Source organism: Exiguobacterium sp. ZWU0009 (assembly GCF_000798935.2).
Classification (GTDB): domain Bacteria; phylum Bacillota; class Bacilli; order Exiguobacteriales; family Exiguobacteriaceae; genus Exiguobacterium_A; species Exiguobacterium_A acetylicum.
On sequence record NZ_CP018057.1, the window covers coordinates 771237 to 787327 of the forward strand.

Annotated in this window: 17 protein-coding genes; 15 read left to right on the forward strand and 2 right to left on the reverse strand. The window is 45.4% G+C overall.

Features of this window, described 5'->3' with window-relative positions:
- Window positions 1-10: 10 nt before the first annotated feature.
- Window positions 11-481 (reverse strand): GNAT family N-acetyltransferase, encoded by a 471-nt coding sequence (locus L985_RS03995; RefSeq protein WP_051656220.1) that lies wholly within the window; start codon window positions 479-481, stop codon window positions 11-13.
- 153 nt (window positions 482-634) lie between these two features.
- Here L985_RS03995 and L985_RS04000 point away from each other — a divergent pair, with 153 nt between their 5' ends.
- Entirely contained in the window at window positions 635-1552 is a 918-nt protein-coding gene (locus L985_RS04000) for an ABC transporter ATP-binding protein (protein WP_029340951.1), read from the forward strand.
- Window positions 1530-2273 carry an ABC transporter permease gene (locus L985_RS04005; protein WP_047396255.1) on the forward strand — a complete coding sequence of 248 codons (744 nt, stop codon included), beginning with the start codon at window positions 1530-1532 and terminating at the stop codon, window positions 2271-2273. Before L985_RS04000 ends, L985_RS04005 begins: the two co-directional genes overlap by 23 nt.
- 59 nt (window positions 2274-2332) lie before the next feature.
- Here L985_RS04005 and L985_RS04010 read toward each other — a convergent pair whose 3' ends face one another.
- Complete coding sequence (locus L985_RS04010) at window positions 2333-2974, reverse strand: YczE/YyaS/YitT family protein (RefSeq protein ID WP_029340953.1); 642 nt, start codon at window positions 2972-2974, stop codon at window positions 2333-2335.
- A gap of 170 nt (window positions 2975-3144) precedes the next feature.
- Between L985_RS04010 and L985_RS04015 the strand changes: the two genes are divergently transcribed.
- The 13 genes from L985_RS04015 (at window position 3145) to L985_RS04070 (ending at window position 16015) form a co-directional block, all read left to right on the forward strand.
- Window positions 3145-3708, forward strand: a complete 564-nt coding sequence (locus L985_RS04015; protein WP_023467370.1) for a glycerol-3-phosphate responsive antiterminator — start codon at window positions 3145-3147, stop codon at window positions 3706-3708.
- A 195-nt stretch (window positions 3709-3903) separates the two neighbouring features.
- Window positions 3904-4728 carry an MIP/aquaporin family protein gene (locus L985_RS04020; RefSeq protein WP_029340954.1) on the forward strand — a complete coding sequence of 275 codons (825 nt, stop codon included), beginning with the start codon at window positions 3904-3906 and terminating at the stop codon, window positions 4726-4728.
- A gap of 30 nt (window positions 4729-4758) precedes the next feature.
- Complete coding sequence (gene glpK, locus L985_RS04025) at window positions 4759-6249, forward strand: glycerol kinase GlpK (RefSeq protein ID WP_029340955.1); 1491 nt, start codon at window positions 4759-4761, stop codon at window positions 6247-6249.
- A 133-nt stretch (window positions 6250-6382) separates the two neighbouring features.
- Window positions 6383-8038, forward strand: a complete 1656-nt coding sequence (locus L985_RS04030) for a glycerol-3-phosphate dehydrogenase/oxidase (protein WP_029340956.1) — start codon at window positions 6383-6385, stop codon at window positions 8036-8038.
- A gap of 144 nt (window positions 8039-8182) precedes the next feature.
- The gene (locus L985_RS04035) at window positions 8183-8863 is read left to right on the forward strand and encodes a DsbA family oxidoreductase (RefSeq protein ID WP_029340957.1); all 681 of its coding nucleotides are present in this window, start codon (window positions 8183-8185) and stop codon (window positions 8861-8863) included.
- 38 nt (window positions 8864-8901) lie between these two features.
- Window positions 8902-9891 (forward strand): lipoate--protein ligase, encoded by a 990-nt coding sequence (locus L985_RS04040; RefSeq protein WP_023467375.1) that lies wholly within the window; start codon window positions 8902-8904, stop codon window positions 9889-9891.
- A 50-nt stretch (window positions 9892-9941) separates the two neighbouring features.
- Window positions 9942-10829 (forward strand): glucose 1-dehydrogenase, encoded by an 888-nt coding sequence (locus L985_RS04045; RefSeq protein ID WP_029340958.1) that lies wholly within the window; start codon window positions 9942-9944, stop codon window positions 10827-10829.
- A gap of 124 nt (window positions 10830-10953) precedes the next feature.
- On the forward strand, window positions 10954-12501 hold the full coding sequence (locus L985_RS04050) for a fatty acid--CoA ligase family protein (RefSeq protein ID WP_047396260.1): 1548 nt from the start codon (window positions 10954-10956) through the stop codon (window positions 12499-12501).
- Between the two features lie 67 nt (window positions 12502-12568).
- The gene (gene mgsA / locus L985_RS04055) at window positions 12569-13003 is read left to right on the forward strand and encodes a methylglyoxal synthase (protein WP_029340960.1); all 435 of its coding nucleotides are present in this window, start codon (window positions 12569-12571) and stop codon (window positions 13001-13003) included.
- Between the two features lie 96 nt (window positions 13004-13099).
- A complete protein-coding gene (locus L985_RS17015) occupies window positions 13100-13255 on the forward strand; it encodes a hypothetical protein (protein ID WP_201247404.1) in 156 nt (51 codons plus the stop codon).
- A 134-nt stretch (window positions 13256-13389) separates the two neighbouring features.
- Complete coding sequence (locus L985_RS04060) at window positions 13390-14052, forward strand: response regulator transcription factor (RefSeq protein ID WP_023467381.1); 663 nt, start codon at window positions 13390-13392, stop codon at window positions 14050-14052.
- Window positions 14049-15431 carry a HAMP domain-containing sensor histidine kinase gene (locus L985_RS04065; protein WP_029340961.1) on the forward strand — a complete coding sequence of 461 codons (1383 nt, stop codon included), beginning with the start codon at window positions 14049-14051 and terminating at the stop codon, window positions 15429-15431. Before L985_RS04060 ends, L985_RS04065 begins: the two co-directional genes overlap by 4 nt.
- A 110-nt stretch (window positions 15432-15541) precedes the next feature.
- A complete protein-coding gene (locus tag L985_RS04070; protein ID WP_029340962.1) occupies window positions 15542-16015 on the forward strand; it encodes a competence protein ComK in 474 nt (157 codons plus the stop codon).
- Window positions 16016-16091: the final 76 nt, after the last annotated feature.

Sequence of the window (16091 nt, forward strand, 5' to 3'; positions counted from 1 at the left end):
TCATACGTTTTCATTTGTTTTTACTTACATCATACACGTAGACGTCTACGAGTTGTTCGCGGTTCGAGAAACTCGTTCGCACATAGCGGAAATCGTGTTTTTCCCAAAAACGACGGGCTCTTAAATTATCAGGTAAGACCGCGAGATGAATGTGAGGTTCCTGACTTAGGAATCGATCACAAAAAGCGGATAGTAACCGACTGCTAATTCCCGTACCGTGTTGAGAAGCATCCATTAAGAATAAACCGATCCAAGGTGTACCGTCTTTTGGATGCTTCGGTAGGTAGTCAATCAGTAAGACGGGTTCTCCGTCCACATATCCAATCAGCGATACGGTATCGGGATTTAAAAACTCTTCCTGTAAGGTCGAATCAGAGAGCGGAAGCACTCGTTCTTCTAAGAGCGCATATTCAGGAACGCTCGCGTACAACGATTGGATGATCGGAAAGTGATCATGTGTTACTTGTTCAAAAAGAATCATCTAGCGACTCCATTTTTTATTTTTAGTATAAAATTTCTGCTGTTACGCCTTTTTAATTGGAATCGGATTACATATTTGTAAGAAATGAAACTTATCCTTTAAAATCACGTACACTAATAGCATAGACAAAATATGAATGAGGAGGAAGAGCAGATGTTAAAGATTGAAAATATCTCAAAGCGTCTCGGGAAAGAGCAAATTTTAAAAGACGTCAGTTTTGAGGTATCCCCAGGAGAAGTGTTCGGCTTCCTCGGACCGAACGGAGCAGGGAAGACGACGACGATTCGCATCATCACGGGACTACTCGAGCAGGATGCAGGGAAAGTCACGGTCAATGGATTTGATGTCGTAGAAGAGCGTTCGAAAGCGTTGACGCAAATTGGAGCAATCGTGGAGAATCCAGCGTTTTATCCTTATCTGACAGGCAAACAAAACTTGGTTCATGCAAAAAACCTCATTCCGGGACTCGGTCAAGTTGATTATGATGCACTAGCACGACTCGTTGGTCTCGAAGGAAAGCTTTCAAAAAAAGTCGGAGAGTACTCACTCGGAATGAAGCAACGACTGGGAATTGCTCGTGCCTTGCTACATAACCCGCGCGTCTTGATTTTAGATGAACCGACGAATGGTCTGGATCCATCCGGGATTGCGGAGCTTCGTGAATATTTACGCCAAATGGCGCGTGAACAAGATATCGCGATTTTAATTTCAAGCCATATGTTGAGTGAGATGGAACAAATCAGTGATCGTTACGCGATCATCGATCAGGGTGTCATCAAGTCGGTCGAGTCCGTTCGTAATGAAACCGGAGCGAAAATCGCTCTACGTGTCAATGCGGAAGCGATGACAGATGTACTCGATGCCCTTCGCGTCGCAAACTACCCATCAGAAGTACTCGAGAATAAAATCATTATCACCGCACCGGAAAGTGAATGTCCAGCTATCGCTCGACTCGTCGTGCCGATTGCCGATTTACATGAACTGACCGTTAAACGCTTGACGCTCGAGGAACAATTCCTGCAAGTAACGAAAAAAGAGGGGGATTCACATGCTTTCGCTCATACAAAATGAATGGATGAAATGGTGGACGACTAAAAAAGCGAAAATCGTTTTAGCGCTATATGTCGTTATTGCAGTTGGTATTATCATCATTGCAAAGACGAATGATTTTGAGTTCACACGTTATGATTATTATTCATTAACGTTCCTTTTACTGACATCTCTATTAGGAATCATTACGATTGTCTTCACGGCAGAAGCCATCGGGAATGAAGTACGTTATGACACGATGAAACACTTATTAATGAGTCCGTATTCCAGAATGACGATTTACTTCTCGAAATTGATCTTCTCGATTTTGATCATGTTATTTCAATTCGTGTTCATCGCTGCGATCGTCTACGCAGGCTCATTTGCGTTTTCAGAAGCAGGAGATCCAATTCTGTTCCGAGATACGATCGTCGAAGTTGTCAGTCCGATTTTTACAATATTCATGACGTTATTCTTCTCATTGTTATTCCGTTCTGTCGGAATGATCATCGGCTTCACCGTACTGGCTCAGTTCTTTACGAGCATTGCGGGTAACTTACTGATTGGCTTCAAGCCAGCAATCGCTAAGTGGATCATATTCATGCATTTAGACTGGTCAATGTATTTCAAGGGTTCTATGACCTATGGTACGAGTGAAGCGATGGGAACATCTTTGACATTCTCCGTCTTGTTCGTATTGGCACACATCATCGTCTTGTTAGGTGCATCGATTCTTGTCTTCCAAAGAAAATCATATACGTAAATGAAAGAGCTCCTGCTGATAGATAAATTCGTCTATCAGCAGAAGCTCTTTTTCAGTATTCAAGAACTTGTTCGTTTAGGCGGACGTGCTGTAATCGGGAACAATTGCTGGAACCATTCGATTAGTGGACCGTTCAATAAGAGGAAAATGAAAGTTCCGACTCCGATGCCGATCAGTTCGCGTTCAATTAGTGAAAAGAGGCAAGCAATCACAAAAGGAATGCCGAGGCTGATCGTTGCTCCGAGCGATGTACTTTTAAAACGACTGATGAGTGACTTCATCAAGTAATCCGGTGGCATCAATACGAATCCGATTTGGAGATAGAGGGCGAGTCCAAGTGAAATCAACGGCATGCCGATCAACATGTACACGGCGCGCATCCACAATCCTTGTGGTGTATAAATCAATTGATGGATCGATAAGAAGAAATCAATCGCGGCGCCGAAAAGGACGACGAGTGCAAAACTAAGGACGATCGTCCACCAACTGAAGCGGCTTCCGAGAAAGAGTGTTGCAATCAAGGCGAGTACATGTAGGACGATGATCGCTAGTCCAACGGTTAACGGTGAGATTGCCGCGACGGCTTCACTCGCTGAAGTCCAAGGTGCACTCCCGATCGAGGCGGTCACCATGAAGCTGTTTCCTAAGGCGTTAATTAAAATAGAAAATAAATAGATGACAATCCGTTTTTGCTGACTCATTGACGTGCACAGACGGTAGGACTGCGCGTTCACCTCCTGAAAATAAATCGTTTCGTTAAGCTATACCCTAATCGTAGCGCTCTTTTCACTTATTTTCATGAAAAGAGCATTGCCTATTCCTTATGTTTCACGACATACTTAGGACACATTACGAATCAGGGGGAGAACGTATGACATATTTTGGACAGAAGATCCTGCCTTCCGTTAGAAAATTAGAAGACTTTGAAAAGATGCTGAAGAGTCCATATGAATATGGGGTCTTACTCGAAATGCACGTATCGCGTTTAAAAGCAGTCTACGAGATGGCGCATCGTTACGACAAAAAAATGTTTTTGCACATGGATCTCGTTCAAGGATTAAAAAATGATGAATACGCAACGGAATACGTCTGCCAAGAATTGAAACCGTATGGTGTCATTTCGACGAAGGCAAGCGTCATCTTGAAAGCACGTCAAAAAAAGGTCAAGACGATGCAACGCATGTTCTTACTCGATTCGAGTTCACTCGAAAAGAGTTATCAACTTATGGAACGGACGCAACCTGATTACATCGAAGTGTTACCAGGGTTAATGCCAAAGTACATTCAAGAAGTGAAAGAAAAGACGGGACGTCTCGTTTTTGCAGGAGGACTCATCGATACGGTCGAGGAAGTTGAACAAGCGATTGAAGCAGGTGCCTCAAGTATCACGACATCGAATAAGGATTTGTGGCGTCATTTTGAACCACGCTCCTAATCGGGGTGTGAGGAAAATCATTCGGATTATTTGACAGCGTTTTCACTGGTTGTTATAGTGATATCAAGTTGATACAAAGTGACGGAGAAAAGGGAGATTCACGTGTGAGTCCTGCTTGAAGAAAATTCAAGCATGAACTGACGTGGTTCTCCTTTTTATGTTGCTTTTTTCACATAACAAAAAGGAGGAATACACATGTCACCCTTACTAGCGGAATTTTTAGGTACAGCCTTGCTTGTCGCGCTTGGAAACGGTGTTGGTGCAGGCGTTAGTTTGACGAAATCGTTTGCGAAGGATGCAGGCTGGATCGTCATCACGTTTGCCTGGGGTTTTGCTGTGGCGATTGCAGCGTATGCCGTCGGTCAATTCAGTGGAGCACACCTTAATCCAGCAGTAACGCTTGGTTTAGCCTTTGACGGTTCATTTGCATGGGCGGACGTACCAGGCTATATCGTCGCTCAAATTGCCGGCGGGATACTTGGTGCAAGTCTTGTTTTCGTTCATTACTTACCACACTGGGCGGAGACGAAAGACCCAGCAACGAAACTCGGCGTCTTTGCGACGTCACCAGCGATTCCACATACATTTGCCAATCTAATGAGTGAAATGATTGCGACATTCTTACTTGTCATCGGGTTGTTATCGATCGGAGCGAATAAGTTCTCAGATGGTTTAAATCCATTGATCGTCGGTTTCTTGATCGTCAGCCTCGGTATGTCATTCGGAGGCACGACAGGATATGCGATGAATCCGGCGCGGGACCTTGGTCCACGTATCGCTCACTTCATCTTACCGATTCATGGAAAAGGATCTTCGAACTGGGGATACTCATGGATTCCGGTTCTCGGACCAGTTCTCGGTGGAAGTCTTGGCGGATTGTTTTATCGTTCGGTCTTCACAGGAAAAGATACACCGGCTTTTTGGGTTGTAGGACTTGTGACAATCGTCATATTAGGCTTATGCTATAGATTCGGTGTTCGTCCGAACAAAACAACGTCAGTGGAGTCAAAGTCAGCTTAACTTATTTAGATACAAAAGGATGGGGAAGAGATGGAGAACTACATTTTGTCATTGGATCAGGGAACGACGAGTACACGTGCGATCCTGTTTAATCGTGCCGGCGAGATCGTCCATTCAGCACAACAGGAATTCACGCAGTATTTTCCGAAACCAGGTTGGGTCGAACACAACGCAAACGAGATTTGGGGAAGTGTCCTTGCTGTCGTGGCGACTTGTCTGACGGAGGCGAACGTAAAGCCATCGCAGATTGCTGGTATTGGAATCACGAACCAACGTGAAACAGCTGTCGTCTGGGAAAAAGAAACAGGGAAACCGATTCACAATGCAGTCGTGTGGCAATCGAGACAAACGGCTGAAATCTGTGAAGCGCTTCGAGCAGCCGGTCATGCCGAGCTCTTCCGTGAGAAGACAGGTCTATTGATTGACGCTTATTTCTCTGGTACGAAAGTCAAATGGATTTTAGATCATGTCGAAGGAGCACGGGAACGTGCTGAACGTGGTGAACTATTGTTCGGTACGATCGATACGTGGCTCATCTGGAAATTATCCGGCGGAAAAGCACATGTGACCGACTATTCGAATGCAAGTCGTACGTTGATGTATAACATTCATGAATTAAAATGGGATGACGAGTTACTCGGCATCTTAGATGTCCCGAAAGCGATGCTTCCAGAAGTACGACCATCTTCTGAAGTGTACGCAGAGACAGCAGGGTATCACTTCTTCGGAGAATCAGTTCCGATTGCTGGAGCAGCGGGCGATCAGCAAGCCGCATTGTTTGGTCAAGCGTGTTTTGATACAGGAATGGCGAAGAACACATACGGTACAGGCTGCTTCATGTTGATGAACACAGGGGAAGAGGCTGTGAAATCAGATCACGGATTGCTGACGACGATCGCGTGGGGCGTCGATGGAAAAGTGGAGTATGCTTTAGAAGGAAGTATCTTCGTCGCAGGATCTGCGATTCAATGGTTACGTGACGGCTTACGTCTCATTGATGATGCCAAAGAATCAGAAGGATACGCAACACGCGTCACGTCTTCAGACGGTGTCTACGTTGTACCAGCATTCGTTGGTCTCGGTACACCTTACTGGGATTCAGACGTTCGTGGTGCCGTCTTCGGTTTGACACGTGGTACGGAAAAAGAACATTTCATCCGCGCGACACTTGAATCACTCGCTTATCAGACACGCGACGTCCTATCTGCGATGGAGCAAGATTCAGGGATCGAGATGAAAACACTTCGTGTCGATGGTGGAGCGGTTAAAAACGACTTCTTGATGCAGTTCCAAGGTGACATCATCCAAGCACCAGTTGAGCGTCCGGAAATCAATGAGACGACGGCATTAGGAGCAGCCTACTTGGCCGGTCTTGCTGTCGGATTCTTTGAGAACCGTGAACAGATCGCGACGCAATGGAAAAAAGAACGTCGCTTCGAGCCAAGCATGGCGAAAGAAGAGACGGATGCGCTCTATGGTGGATGGCAAAAAGCTGTTCAAGCTACGATGTTGTTCAAATGATGTGAGATATGTTATAGTAAGGTCAAGTTAATAAATCGGTCGGAGAATATGGAGAGACCACAGCAGCAGTTGACATAGTCAGCGTGTTTGTTGTGGTCTCTTTTTTTTCGAACCTAAACAGGAGGAACTATTCATGGCTAACCAACCATTCTCAAGCAAAAACCGTGCAGATGTCTACAATCGATTAACACGTGAAGAACTCGATCTACTCGTCGTAGGTGGCGGTATCACAGGTGCGGGGATCGCCCTCGATGCGGCGTCACGCGGTATGAAGATTGGCCTCGTCGAAATGCAGGATTTCGCGTCCGGTACGTCTAGTCGTTCAACGAAATTAGTCCATGGTGGTCTACGTTATTTAAAACAATTCGAAGTTCAAATGGTCGCGGAAGTCGGTAAAGAACGTGCGATCGTTTACGAAAACGGACCACATGTCACGACACCAGAGTGGATGTTGCTTCCGATGCATAAAGGCGGTACGTTCGGACCATTCAGTACGTCGATCGGTCTTCGTGTCTATGACTTCTTAGCAGGTGTTAAACGTTCTGAGTGGCGTTCGATGTTATCTGCGAAAGAAACATTGGCAAAAGAACCACTCGTCAAACAACAAGGTCTTAAAGGTGGCGGATACTACGTCGAGTACCGTACGGATGACGCTCGTCTTACGATCGAAGTCATGAAAGAAGCGGTTGAACACGGTGCACGTGTCGTCAACTATACAAAAGCAGAAGAAATCATCTATGATGCTGGGAAAGTCGTCGGAATGCGTGTGACGGATCTTTTGACAGGTGACGTGCATGAAATCCGTGCGAAAAAAGTCGTCAACGCGACAGGTCCATGGGTCGATGAATTACGTGAAAAAGATGGCTCTAAAGTCGGGAAACAACTTCGTTTGACAAAAGGTGTCCACGTCGTCATCGATCAATCGAAATTCCCACTCAAACAAGCGGTCTACTTCGATACACCAGACGGTCGGATGATCTTCGCGATTCCACGTGATGGAAAAGCATACGTGGGTACGACAGATACGTTCTTCGATAAAGATACAGCACATCCGAAGTTCACAGTCGAAGACCAAGACTACGTCCTAGACGCGATTCACTATATGTTCCCAGAGGTTAAAGTGACAGCAGAAGACGTAGAATCAAGCTGGGCTGGTGTACGTCCATTGATTTATGAAGAAGGAAAAGATCCTTCTGAAATTTCTCGTAAAGATGAAGTTTGGCAATCTGAGTCAGGTCTCATCACGATTGCTGGTGGGAAATTGACTGGATACCGTAAAATGGGCGAGCACGTCGTTGATCTCGTCGCTAAACTTTTGAAAAAAGAAGAAAACGTCGCATACGCACGTTGTTCGACGAAAAACATGCCAATGTCTGGTGGACACGTCGGCGGAGCAAAAGGATTTGCTGAATTCCTTAAAGCTCAAACAGCAACGAATGGTCTAACGACAGAAGAAGTTCAATTCCTTGCAAAACGCTACGGTTCGAACTTACCGAAAGTACTTGAATATGCAGCAGCATACGATGCGGCAACGACAGCTCTTCCACGTTCTGTCTATGCACAACTCCACTACAGCATCGAACATGAAATGGTCGCTCGTCCGATCGACTTCTTCATCCGTCGTACAGGCGCTGTCTTCTTCGACATCGCGTGGGCTCGTACTCACAAAGACGCGGTCATCAAAGAGATGAAATCTGTCTTGAACTGGACTGCAGAACAAACAGCTGCTTACACGAAAGAACTCGATATCGAAATCGAAGATGCAGCGCATGCACTCGTGACAGAATAAGTTTTAAAATGGTAAAGAACCAAGATGCAATGTCTTGGTTCTTTTTTGTATGAAGTCAAGGAGGTCTTGGGCGGAAAGATTGCAACTCTGCCTAGAGGCGACTATGCTTAAAGTATGATATCGCACAAAAAGGAGAGAACACAGATGAAAGTAGAAGTATGGTCGGATTATGCATGTCCGTTTTGTTATATTGGGAAGCGTCGCCTAGAACAAGCGATTGCGAATGAAAAGTTGGATGTCGAGGTCGAATTTAAAAGCTTTGAACTCGATCCAGATGCACCAGCAGTACCAACGCAAGGATTATACGAAATTCTTGCTTCAAAATATGGAACGACTCTCGAGCAAGCACGGAATATGTCGCAAGGTGTCGTTGATACGGCACGTCAGGAAGGCTTGCACTATGAGATGGATCGTGTCATCCCAGCCAATACATTCGAGGCTCATCGCCTGACTCAATTCGCTAAAAAACATGGTAAGATGAATGCAGTATCAGAAGCCTTGTTCACAGCGTATTTCATGAATGGAGAAGATTTAAATGACCCAACCATTCTGACACGGATTGCAGTAGATGCTGGACTTGCTGAAGCAGACGTCACAGCGTTTCTCGCTTCAGAAGAACTGGCGACAGATGTTCGAGAAGAAGAAGCAATGGCGCAACAACTCGGTGTTCGTGGTGTACCGTTCTTCGTCTTCGACCGGAAATATGCCATTTCAGGCGCACAACCAGTAGAGGCATTCGAACAAGTCTTCGCGAAAATTCGCCAAGAACAAACACTTGAAGTCATCGCTGAAGGTGACGCATGTGGTGTTGACGGCTGTAACTGATCAATTATGATTCCATCACAAAGGAGCACGAAACCCTTATGAAATTCATCTTCCATCCTGAGATTCGCGATGCGCGAATCAATCTCGCTGTTGAAGAATTCATCTTGAACAACCTGAACGTCAATGAAGAAGACTATTTCTTGTTTTATATCAACGGTCCGTCGATCATCGTCGGAAAAAATCAGAACACGAACGAAGAAGTCAATCTGAAGTATGTTGAGGAAAACGGCATCCACGTCGTCCGTCGTCTTTCCGGTGGTGGCGCTGTGTATCATGACGAAGGAAACTTGAACTTCAGTTTCTTGACGAAAGATGACGGAGATTCGTTTAACAACTATAAAAAGTTCACGGAGCCGGTTGTACAAGCGCTGCATAAACTCGGTGTCGAAGCGGAGTTATCCGGACGAAACGATATTCATGTCGGAAGCCGGAAAATCAGTGGGAATGCCCAGTTCACGACTAAAGGCCGGATGTTTAGTCACGGGACACTGATGCTCGATTCAAACATTGAAGAAGTCGTCAATGCGCTTGTCGTCAGTGAAGAGAAGATGCGCTCTAAAGGCATTAAATCAGTCCGGAGCCGTGTCGCGAATATTTCGGAATTTCTGTCAGAACCATTGACGATGGAACAATTCGTCGATCATCTCCTTGCTTCGATCTATGAAGGGAAAGAGATTGAACGGTATATTTTGACAGAAGAGGACTGGGATAAAGTACGTGCCATCTCGGCAGAACGTTATGGCAACTGGGAGTGGAATTTCGGAAAATCGCCGAAATTCGATGTCATCCATAAAAAACGATTCCCGATCGGGACGATTGATTTCCGATTAAACGTTAAAAAAGGCATCATTGAAGAAGCGAAGATCTACGGCGACTTCTTTGGTGTCGAAGATGCGGAAGAAATCGCACGGGCGCTCGAAGGTTCACGTTATGACCGTGCGTCTCTTCGCGAAGTGCTCGGTCGCTATGAATTGAAAAAATATTTCGGGGCTGTCGAACTTGATGAGGTCCTAGACGTTTTAGCGTAAGTCTTTATGGGAAAACTCTTTCTATCAACTGCATAGGGGGAGTTTTTTTCATGGGCTATAATAAAGATAATTTTTTAGAAGGTTCGTTGACGGACTTTATTGATTTTGAACGGATTTCAGAAGGGTTACCAAAAACGGAGGATCAACAACCGTTACCATATTATGAGCGTGATGATTATAAGGCAGCAGGTAAACTGGAAGGAAAAGTAGCAATCGTCACAGGCGGAAACTCTGGGATTGGACGCGCTGTCTCGATTGCTTATGTCCGGGAAGGTGCAAAAGTCGTCATCGCTTTCTACGGTGATCAAGAGGGCGCGGAAGAAACAAAAGCACGTCTCGAGGAACTAGGAGGCGAAGTCCTGCTCTCTCAAGGGGATATCGGAGATGCGGAGTACTGTGAAACACTCGTCCAAAAAACAATCGATCGTTTTGGTCGCTTAGATATCGTCGTCAATAATGCGAGCATGCAAAAACCTGAAGATAGTCTGAAGGACATCACAGACGAGTCGATGGAAAAGACGTTCAAGACGAATATCTTCGGAATGATGCGTCTTGCACGTGCTGCGCTACCGCACCTTTCACTCGGTTCTGCCATCATCAATACGACATCGTCGACGGCATACGAAGGGAACGCGCTTTTAATTGACTATTCTGCGACGAAGGGAGCCATCGTCAGCTTCACGCGGAGTCTTTCAATGAACTTAGCGAAAGAAGGAATTCGTGTTAATGCCGTCGCACCAGGCCCAATCTGGACGCCGCTCATCACAGAAACGTTCCCACATGAATCGGTCAAGACATTCGGGAAGAATACACCGATGGATCGTCCGGGACAGCCAGCTGAAATGGCATCGGCATATGTCTTCTTAGCGTGTAATGATTCAAGTTATATGACAGGACAAGTTCTTCATTTAAACGGTGGCGTCATCGTCAACGGTTAAAAAGAAACTCGGTGAAAACGTTTCCAAAAAGTGTTACACTATCCATACGGTCGCTTTTGACTACGTATGGATTTTTTTTACGCAAAAAATGAATAGTCATTCATTCGAAAGGGGAATTTTGCTCATGCTTGGATTGATTCAATCCGTCGAAGAAACCGCTCGAACACATCCGGACTCAACCGCGTATGTGTTTGAGGACACGCAAATCAGCTATCGTGAGTTCGTCGAGAAGTTTCACCGGGCAGCCGGTGCGCTTGAAGCGAACGGAATCCGAAAAGGCGATCATGTCGCGCTGATCTTAGGGAATAGCCCAGCATTCCTAGTGGCATATTACGCCATCATGAAACAAGGGGCAATCGCGATTCCAATCAACCCTACATATACACCGGATGAGATCGGGTATATCCTGATGAACGGTGATGTGAAGGGGATTTTAGGCATTGCGCCGCTCGTCGAAGCTGCAAAAGATCGTCTCGTGCATTTACCGAATCTCAAGATTGTTGTCTCTGTTCCTTACGCGGATCAAGAAGGACCAAACGAAACACATCAACAAGTGACGTTCATCACGCTCGATCGCTGGCTCGAAATCGAACATCCCTTGACAGAAGTGACGAATGAACTGGACGACATCGCTGTCATTCTCTATACGAGTGGAACGACAGGAAAACCAAAAGGTGCGATGTTATCCCACCGTAATCTGACATCAAATGCGCGCTCGATTGGAGATTATCTACATGTATCTAGTAGCGATCGAACACTTGCTGTGTTACCGATGTTCCATGTCTTTTGTTTGACGGTCGTCGTCAATGCTTCACTCGCACATGGAGCGTCAATCATCATTGCTTCACGTTTTTCACCACAGGAGACGTTCGAGTTAGCGAAAAAAGAACAGGTGACAATCTTCGCGGGAGTGCCAACGATGTATAATTTCTTACTTCAAACCGTGAAGGCCCATCCAGAATATGCGACCTATTTTGAATCAACACGTTTGTTCGTCTCAGGGGGAGCGAGTCTTCCAGTGCCGCTTCTTGAAGCGTTTGATCGGACGTTCCAGTGTCATATCCTCGAAGGATACGGTTTATCGGAAGCATCACCCGTCACTTGTTTCAATCCGGTCAATGGTATTCAGAAACCAGGATCGATTGGTACGTCGATCGTCGATGTCGAAAACAAAGTCGTCGATGAACTCGGACAGGAATTACCAGATGGTCAAGTCGGAGAATTGATCGTTCGTGGACCGAACGTCATGACGGGTTATTACAAGATGCCGGAAGAGTCGCAAGCGACGTTACGCGACGGCTGGCTGTTTACGGGTGATTTAGCTCGTCGAGATGAGGATGGATACTTCTATATCGTTGATCGCAAAAAGGACATGATCATCGTCGGTGGTTACAACGTCTATCCACGTGAGGTCGAAGAAGTGCTTTATCAACATCCAAATGTCATCGAAGCAGCCGTCATCGGCATACCGGACGAGGAGATGGGCGAGGCTGTCAAAGCATTTGTCGTTGCCCGTGAGACGATGACAAAAGAGGAAACACAGGCGTTCTGTGCTACATCACTCGCAAAATATAAATGTCCGACACAGATTGAGTTCATCGATCAATTACCTCGTAATACGACCGGAAAGATTTTACGGACCGTATTGAAGAAACAACCGACGAATTCATGAGTGGAATCAAGAACTTCAGGTTTCTGAAGTTCTTTTTCTGTGCATAGACAAGAAGGAGGGGATACAGATGAACATCGCATTGATTGCACACGATGAAAAAAAGGATGAGATGATGGGCTTTACACGAGCTTACGCCGCATTCTTCAAGAAAAATACATTGTATGCGACAGGAACGACCGGACAACGAATCATGGAAGCAACCGACTTGCACGTCCATCGCTGTAAGTCAGGTCCACTCGGTGGTGATCAGGAAATTGGCGCTCTCGTGGCGCAAGGGAAAATCGATATCGTAATCTTCTTACGGGATCCACTGACGGCGCAACCACATGAACCGGACGTCTCGGCACTCATTCGATTATGCGACGTATACGATCTGCCGCTTGCGACGAATGTTGGAACTGCTGAAATTTTAATCAATGGACTCGAACAAGGACAATTCGATTGGAAGGAAATCATCCGAAAACGTCATGAACTGGAACAAAAAAAGTTTTTAGACGATTAATTTCATGAGAACGCTTCTCATTTTCGATTGAGCATGCTATAGTCAGTTTGAGGATGATACTGATTATCAATTGCGATGGAAAAGGTGGCGAAGAAAATGGAGATTCTATTAATGACGGGTGTAACGGTATTGCTAGGAGGCGGCGTTGGATTCTTGACGCACGTCGTAAAAATGGAACGTCGTCAACAGGCAATAACTGTGACTTCAAAGAACGAGCAAGTAGCGTATCCAGCGCTCCGTCTCGTCAAATAATAGAAAATTTACGACTTCGCCTTTCTTTTCTTTTGAAAAGAAAGGTTTTTTTGAATTATTATCCACTCTCCCATAATTTTGCGGAATTCCTTTGATACACTGAAACAAAGCACATTAGTCGAGGAGTGAGAGCCATGCATACAATCTATTTAGTTGATGATGAAGTGAACTTGAATCGTGTACTCGTGAAATATTTGGAGCAAGAAGGATGGCAGGTGAAATCGTTTACGTCTGGTGAGGCGGCAGCCTCTGCCATCGTTGAAAAGCCTGACTTATGGATTTTAGACATCATGCTACCGGATATGGATGGTTTTCAATTGATTAAACGGATCAAGGCACATGATGAGACGACACCTGTCATTTTCATCTCGGCTCGGGATGAGGATATCGATAAAATCATTGGTCTTGAGATGGGATCGGACGATTACATCGCAAAACCGTTCCTTCCGCGAGAACTCGTCATCCGCGTCAAAAAGATTTTGGCACGAACGTATGCGACACCAAAGAGTGGTGTCATCCAATACGGTGATTATATGATTTATCCAGAGAAACGAATCATCGAAGAGAATGGTCAAGAAATCGATTTGACGTCGAAAGAATACGATCTATTGATTTTATTCGCCACACAAATTGGGACGCCGATGTCACGCGAGCAGATTCTCGTCAGCGTCTGGGGTGACGATTATTTCGGTTCAGACCGAGTCGTCGATGATCTCGTTCGTCGCGTCCGTAAAAAATTATCGAAGCTTGAGCTCGAAACGATTTACGGTATCGGTTATCGCTTGGTGTCTGCATGAAAAACCGCAGTCTTGGATTCCAGATTTGGGCGATGTTTCTGCTCGTCATCGTCACGCTTTCTGCGGTCATTCTCCTGGTCATCCGGTCATCGATCGGAAATTTCATCGATGAACAGGTCTATGCGACACTTGAGAATAGCGAAGTCTTCTTCTCGAAAGATGCTTCCGTCATCGAGATGCTTCAAGATAATCCGATTGAATTTGACCGCCGGAAACAGGAGTCCCGTTCTGTGAATATCCTACTTCTTTCTAAAAACGGAAAGCTCTATTACGGTGGAGCGCCACAACAGCTGATCAATCAGATGTACCGTGATGCGATTGATCAAAAAACAGTTACGGCAAAGTATACGACGCGTCTTGATAAAGAAGATGTCTACTACAGTATTCGAAAAATCGAGGATAGTGGTGAAACGTACTATCGTGTCTCCTATGTTTGGGATGCGTATCGACAAGAACTGATTACGCAGTTATTCTCGAAAATCGGATTCGTCGTCATCATCGGAAGTATCTTTACGCTATTCATTGCGTTTTGGTTAGCACGACGTTTGACACAACCACTCGTTGAAATCGAGGGAGCGGTCGGTAAAATCGCGGCTCAAAAATGGGATACACCACTTCCGCTTGACCGCGGGGATGAAATCGGACGACTCGCACGATCCGTCGATGCGATGCGGATGGATCTTGAAAAGCAGGATAAGGCACAAAAATCATTACTTCAAAACATCTCCCATGATTTGAAAACGCCAATCATGGTTATTCGAAGTTATGCCCAGTCCATCTCAGACGGGATTTATCCAGATGGTGATTTGACCGGATCCGTATCCGTCATTGATGAAGAGGCGGAGCGGTTAGAGAAAAAAGTCGCGGCTCTACTTTATGTCACGAAGCTCGACTATTTCGAGCTCGATCGTTCGACCTGGGACAATGTTGACATCGACCGGATGGTGCATCTGTTGAAAAATCGCTTTTCTGGAACGAAGTCACTGGAATGGCATGTCAGCGGAGAAGCAGGAATTGTTCTTGGTGAAGGAGAGCAGTTACGTGTTGCGCTAGAAAATGTCATGGACAATGCGATTCGTTATGCCGAAACACGAATCGATATCCGATTGTCCGGAACAGCGGATCAGGTGCATATCGAAATCGAAAATGACGGACCACCGCTTGACGCCTCCTCGCCACTGTTCCATCAATTCTCACGTGGCAAGGAAGGAAAGTTTGGGCTTGGTCTCTATATCGTCAAACGGATCGTTGAGCGTCATGATGGAACGGTCGCAATCGAAAACCGTTCTGCGGGAAATGGAGTTGGAAAAGTTTGTGTGATTTTTAATTTCCCACGTCATTTTATTGTGCAAGAGGAAAAAAAACCAAAAGAATTTTAAAAACGGGATCTTTGGATCTCGTTTTTTTCGTTAGGAAATAATCGTTCCGTTCATGCAAGGCAAAAGGAAGTTTGATATAACCAATATAATCCAGGAAGGGAGCGAAGGAGATGTCATACCCAATCACGGAAGAAACGTTAGCCTTGATCCCGCGATACGGTCAATACGGTGAACCGCAGACACTCGTCATCAAGGAACATTCTGAAAGTATTTTAGATGGTCATCCCATTAAGTTGATTGAAGAATCCTGTTTGTATTTTGGTTCGTCGATGCGTGGAAGAATTGAAGCAGCGCGGCATATTCTTGGTCCGAACCGAAAGACACCTGTTTTAGTGGATTGGCAAGCACAGACGATTTTCTTTCCAACGACCGCAAAAGAAAAGGCAGAATGTATTTGGATTAATTTTAAACAGATGAAGACTGTTCAGAAAAAATCGGGTAAAGTACAAGTCGAATTTCAGACCGGGCAATGTATCGATACCGATGCATCTGCGTACAGCATCGAGCGACAACGGATTAAAACGCTGGAACTGGCGTATGAAATGCAACGTCGTTTTCAGTTGCCGGAGTTTAAGAATCGGTGAAAAGTGGAAACACATAACAGGAATCTTACTTACGTAAGGAGAAACAGTAGAGAGAGAAATCATAGGGAGGTGAAGC

What these genes read in the sequence shown, in the direction of transcription:
- L985_RS03995 (WP_051656220.1), bottom strand. Translation starts at nt 481, where the DNA reads ATGATTCTTTTTGAACAAGTAACACATGATCACTTTCCGATCATCCAA.
- L985_RS04000 (WP_029340951.1), top strand. Translation starts at nt 635, where the DNA reads ATGTTAAAGATTGAAAATATCTCAAAGCGTCTCGGGAAAGAGCAAATT.
- L985_RS04005 (WP_047396255.1), top strand. Translation starts at nt 1,530, where the DNA reads ATGCTTTCGCTCATACAAAATGAATGGATGAAATGGTGGACGACTAAA.
- L985_RS04010 (WP_029340953.1), bottom strand. Translation starts at nt 2,974, where the DNA reads ATGAGTCAGCAAAAACGGATTGTCATCTATTTATTTTCTATTTTAATT.
- L985_RS04015 (WP_023467370.1), top strand. Translation starts at nt 3,145, where the DNA reads ATGACATATTTTGGACAGAAGATCCTGCCTTCCGTTAGAAAATTAGAA.
- L985_RS04020 (WP_029340954.1), top strand. Translation starts at nt 3,904, where the DNA reads ATGTCACCCTTACTAGCGGAATTTTTAGGTACAGCCTTGCTTGTCGCG.
- glpK (WP_029340955.1), top strand. Translation starts at nt 4,759, where the DNA reads ATGGAGAACTACATTTTGTCATTGGATCAGGGAACGACGAGTACACGT.
- L985_RS04030 (WP_029340956.1), top strand. Translation starts at nt 6,383, where the DNA reads ATGGCTAACCAACCATTCTCAAGCAAAAACCGTGCAGATGTCTACAAT.
- L985_RS04035 (WP_029340957.1), top strand. Translation starts at nt 8,183, where the DNA reads ATGAAAGTAGAAGTATGGTCGGATTATGCATGTCCGTTTTGTTATATT.
- L985_RS04040 (WP_023467375.1), top strand. Translation starts at nt 8,902, where the DNA reads ATGAAATTCATCTTCCATCCTGAGATTCGCGATGCGCGAATCAATCTC.
- L985_RS04045 (WP_029340958.1), top strand. Translation starts at nt 9,942, where the DNA reads ATGGGCTATAATAAAGATAATTTTTTAGAAGGTTCGTTGACGGACTTT.
- L985_RS04050 (WP_047396260.1), top strand. Translation starts at nt 10,954, where the DNA reads ATGCTTGGATTGATTCAATCCGTCGAAGAAACCGCTCGAACACATCCG.
- mgsA (WP_029340960.1), top strand. Translation starts at nt 12,569, where the DNA reads ATGAACATCGCATTGATTGCACACGATGAAAAAAAGGATGAGATGATG.
- L985_RS17015 (WP_201247404.1), top strand. Translation starts at nt 13,100, where the DNA reads ATGGAGATTCTATTAATGACGGGTGTAACGGTATTGCTAGGAGGCGGC.
- L985_RS04060 (WP_023467381.1), top strand. Translation starts at nt 13,390, where the DNA reads ATGCATACAATCTATTTAGTTGATGATGAAGTGAACTTGAATCGTGTA.
- L985_RS04065 (WP_029340961.1), top strand. Translation starts at nt 14,049, where the DNA reads ATGAAAAACCGCAGTCTTGGATTCCAGATTTGGGCGATGTTTCTGCTC.
- L985_RS04070 (WP_029340962.1), top strand. Translation starts at nt 15,542, where the DNA reads ATGTCATACCCAATCACGGAAGAAACGTTAGCCTTGATCCCGCGATAC.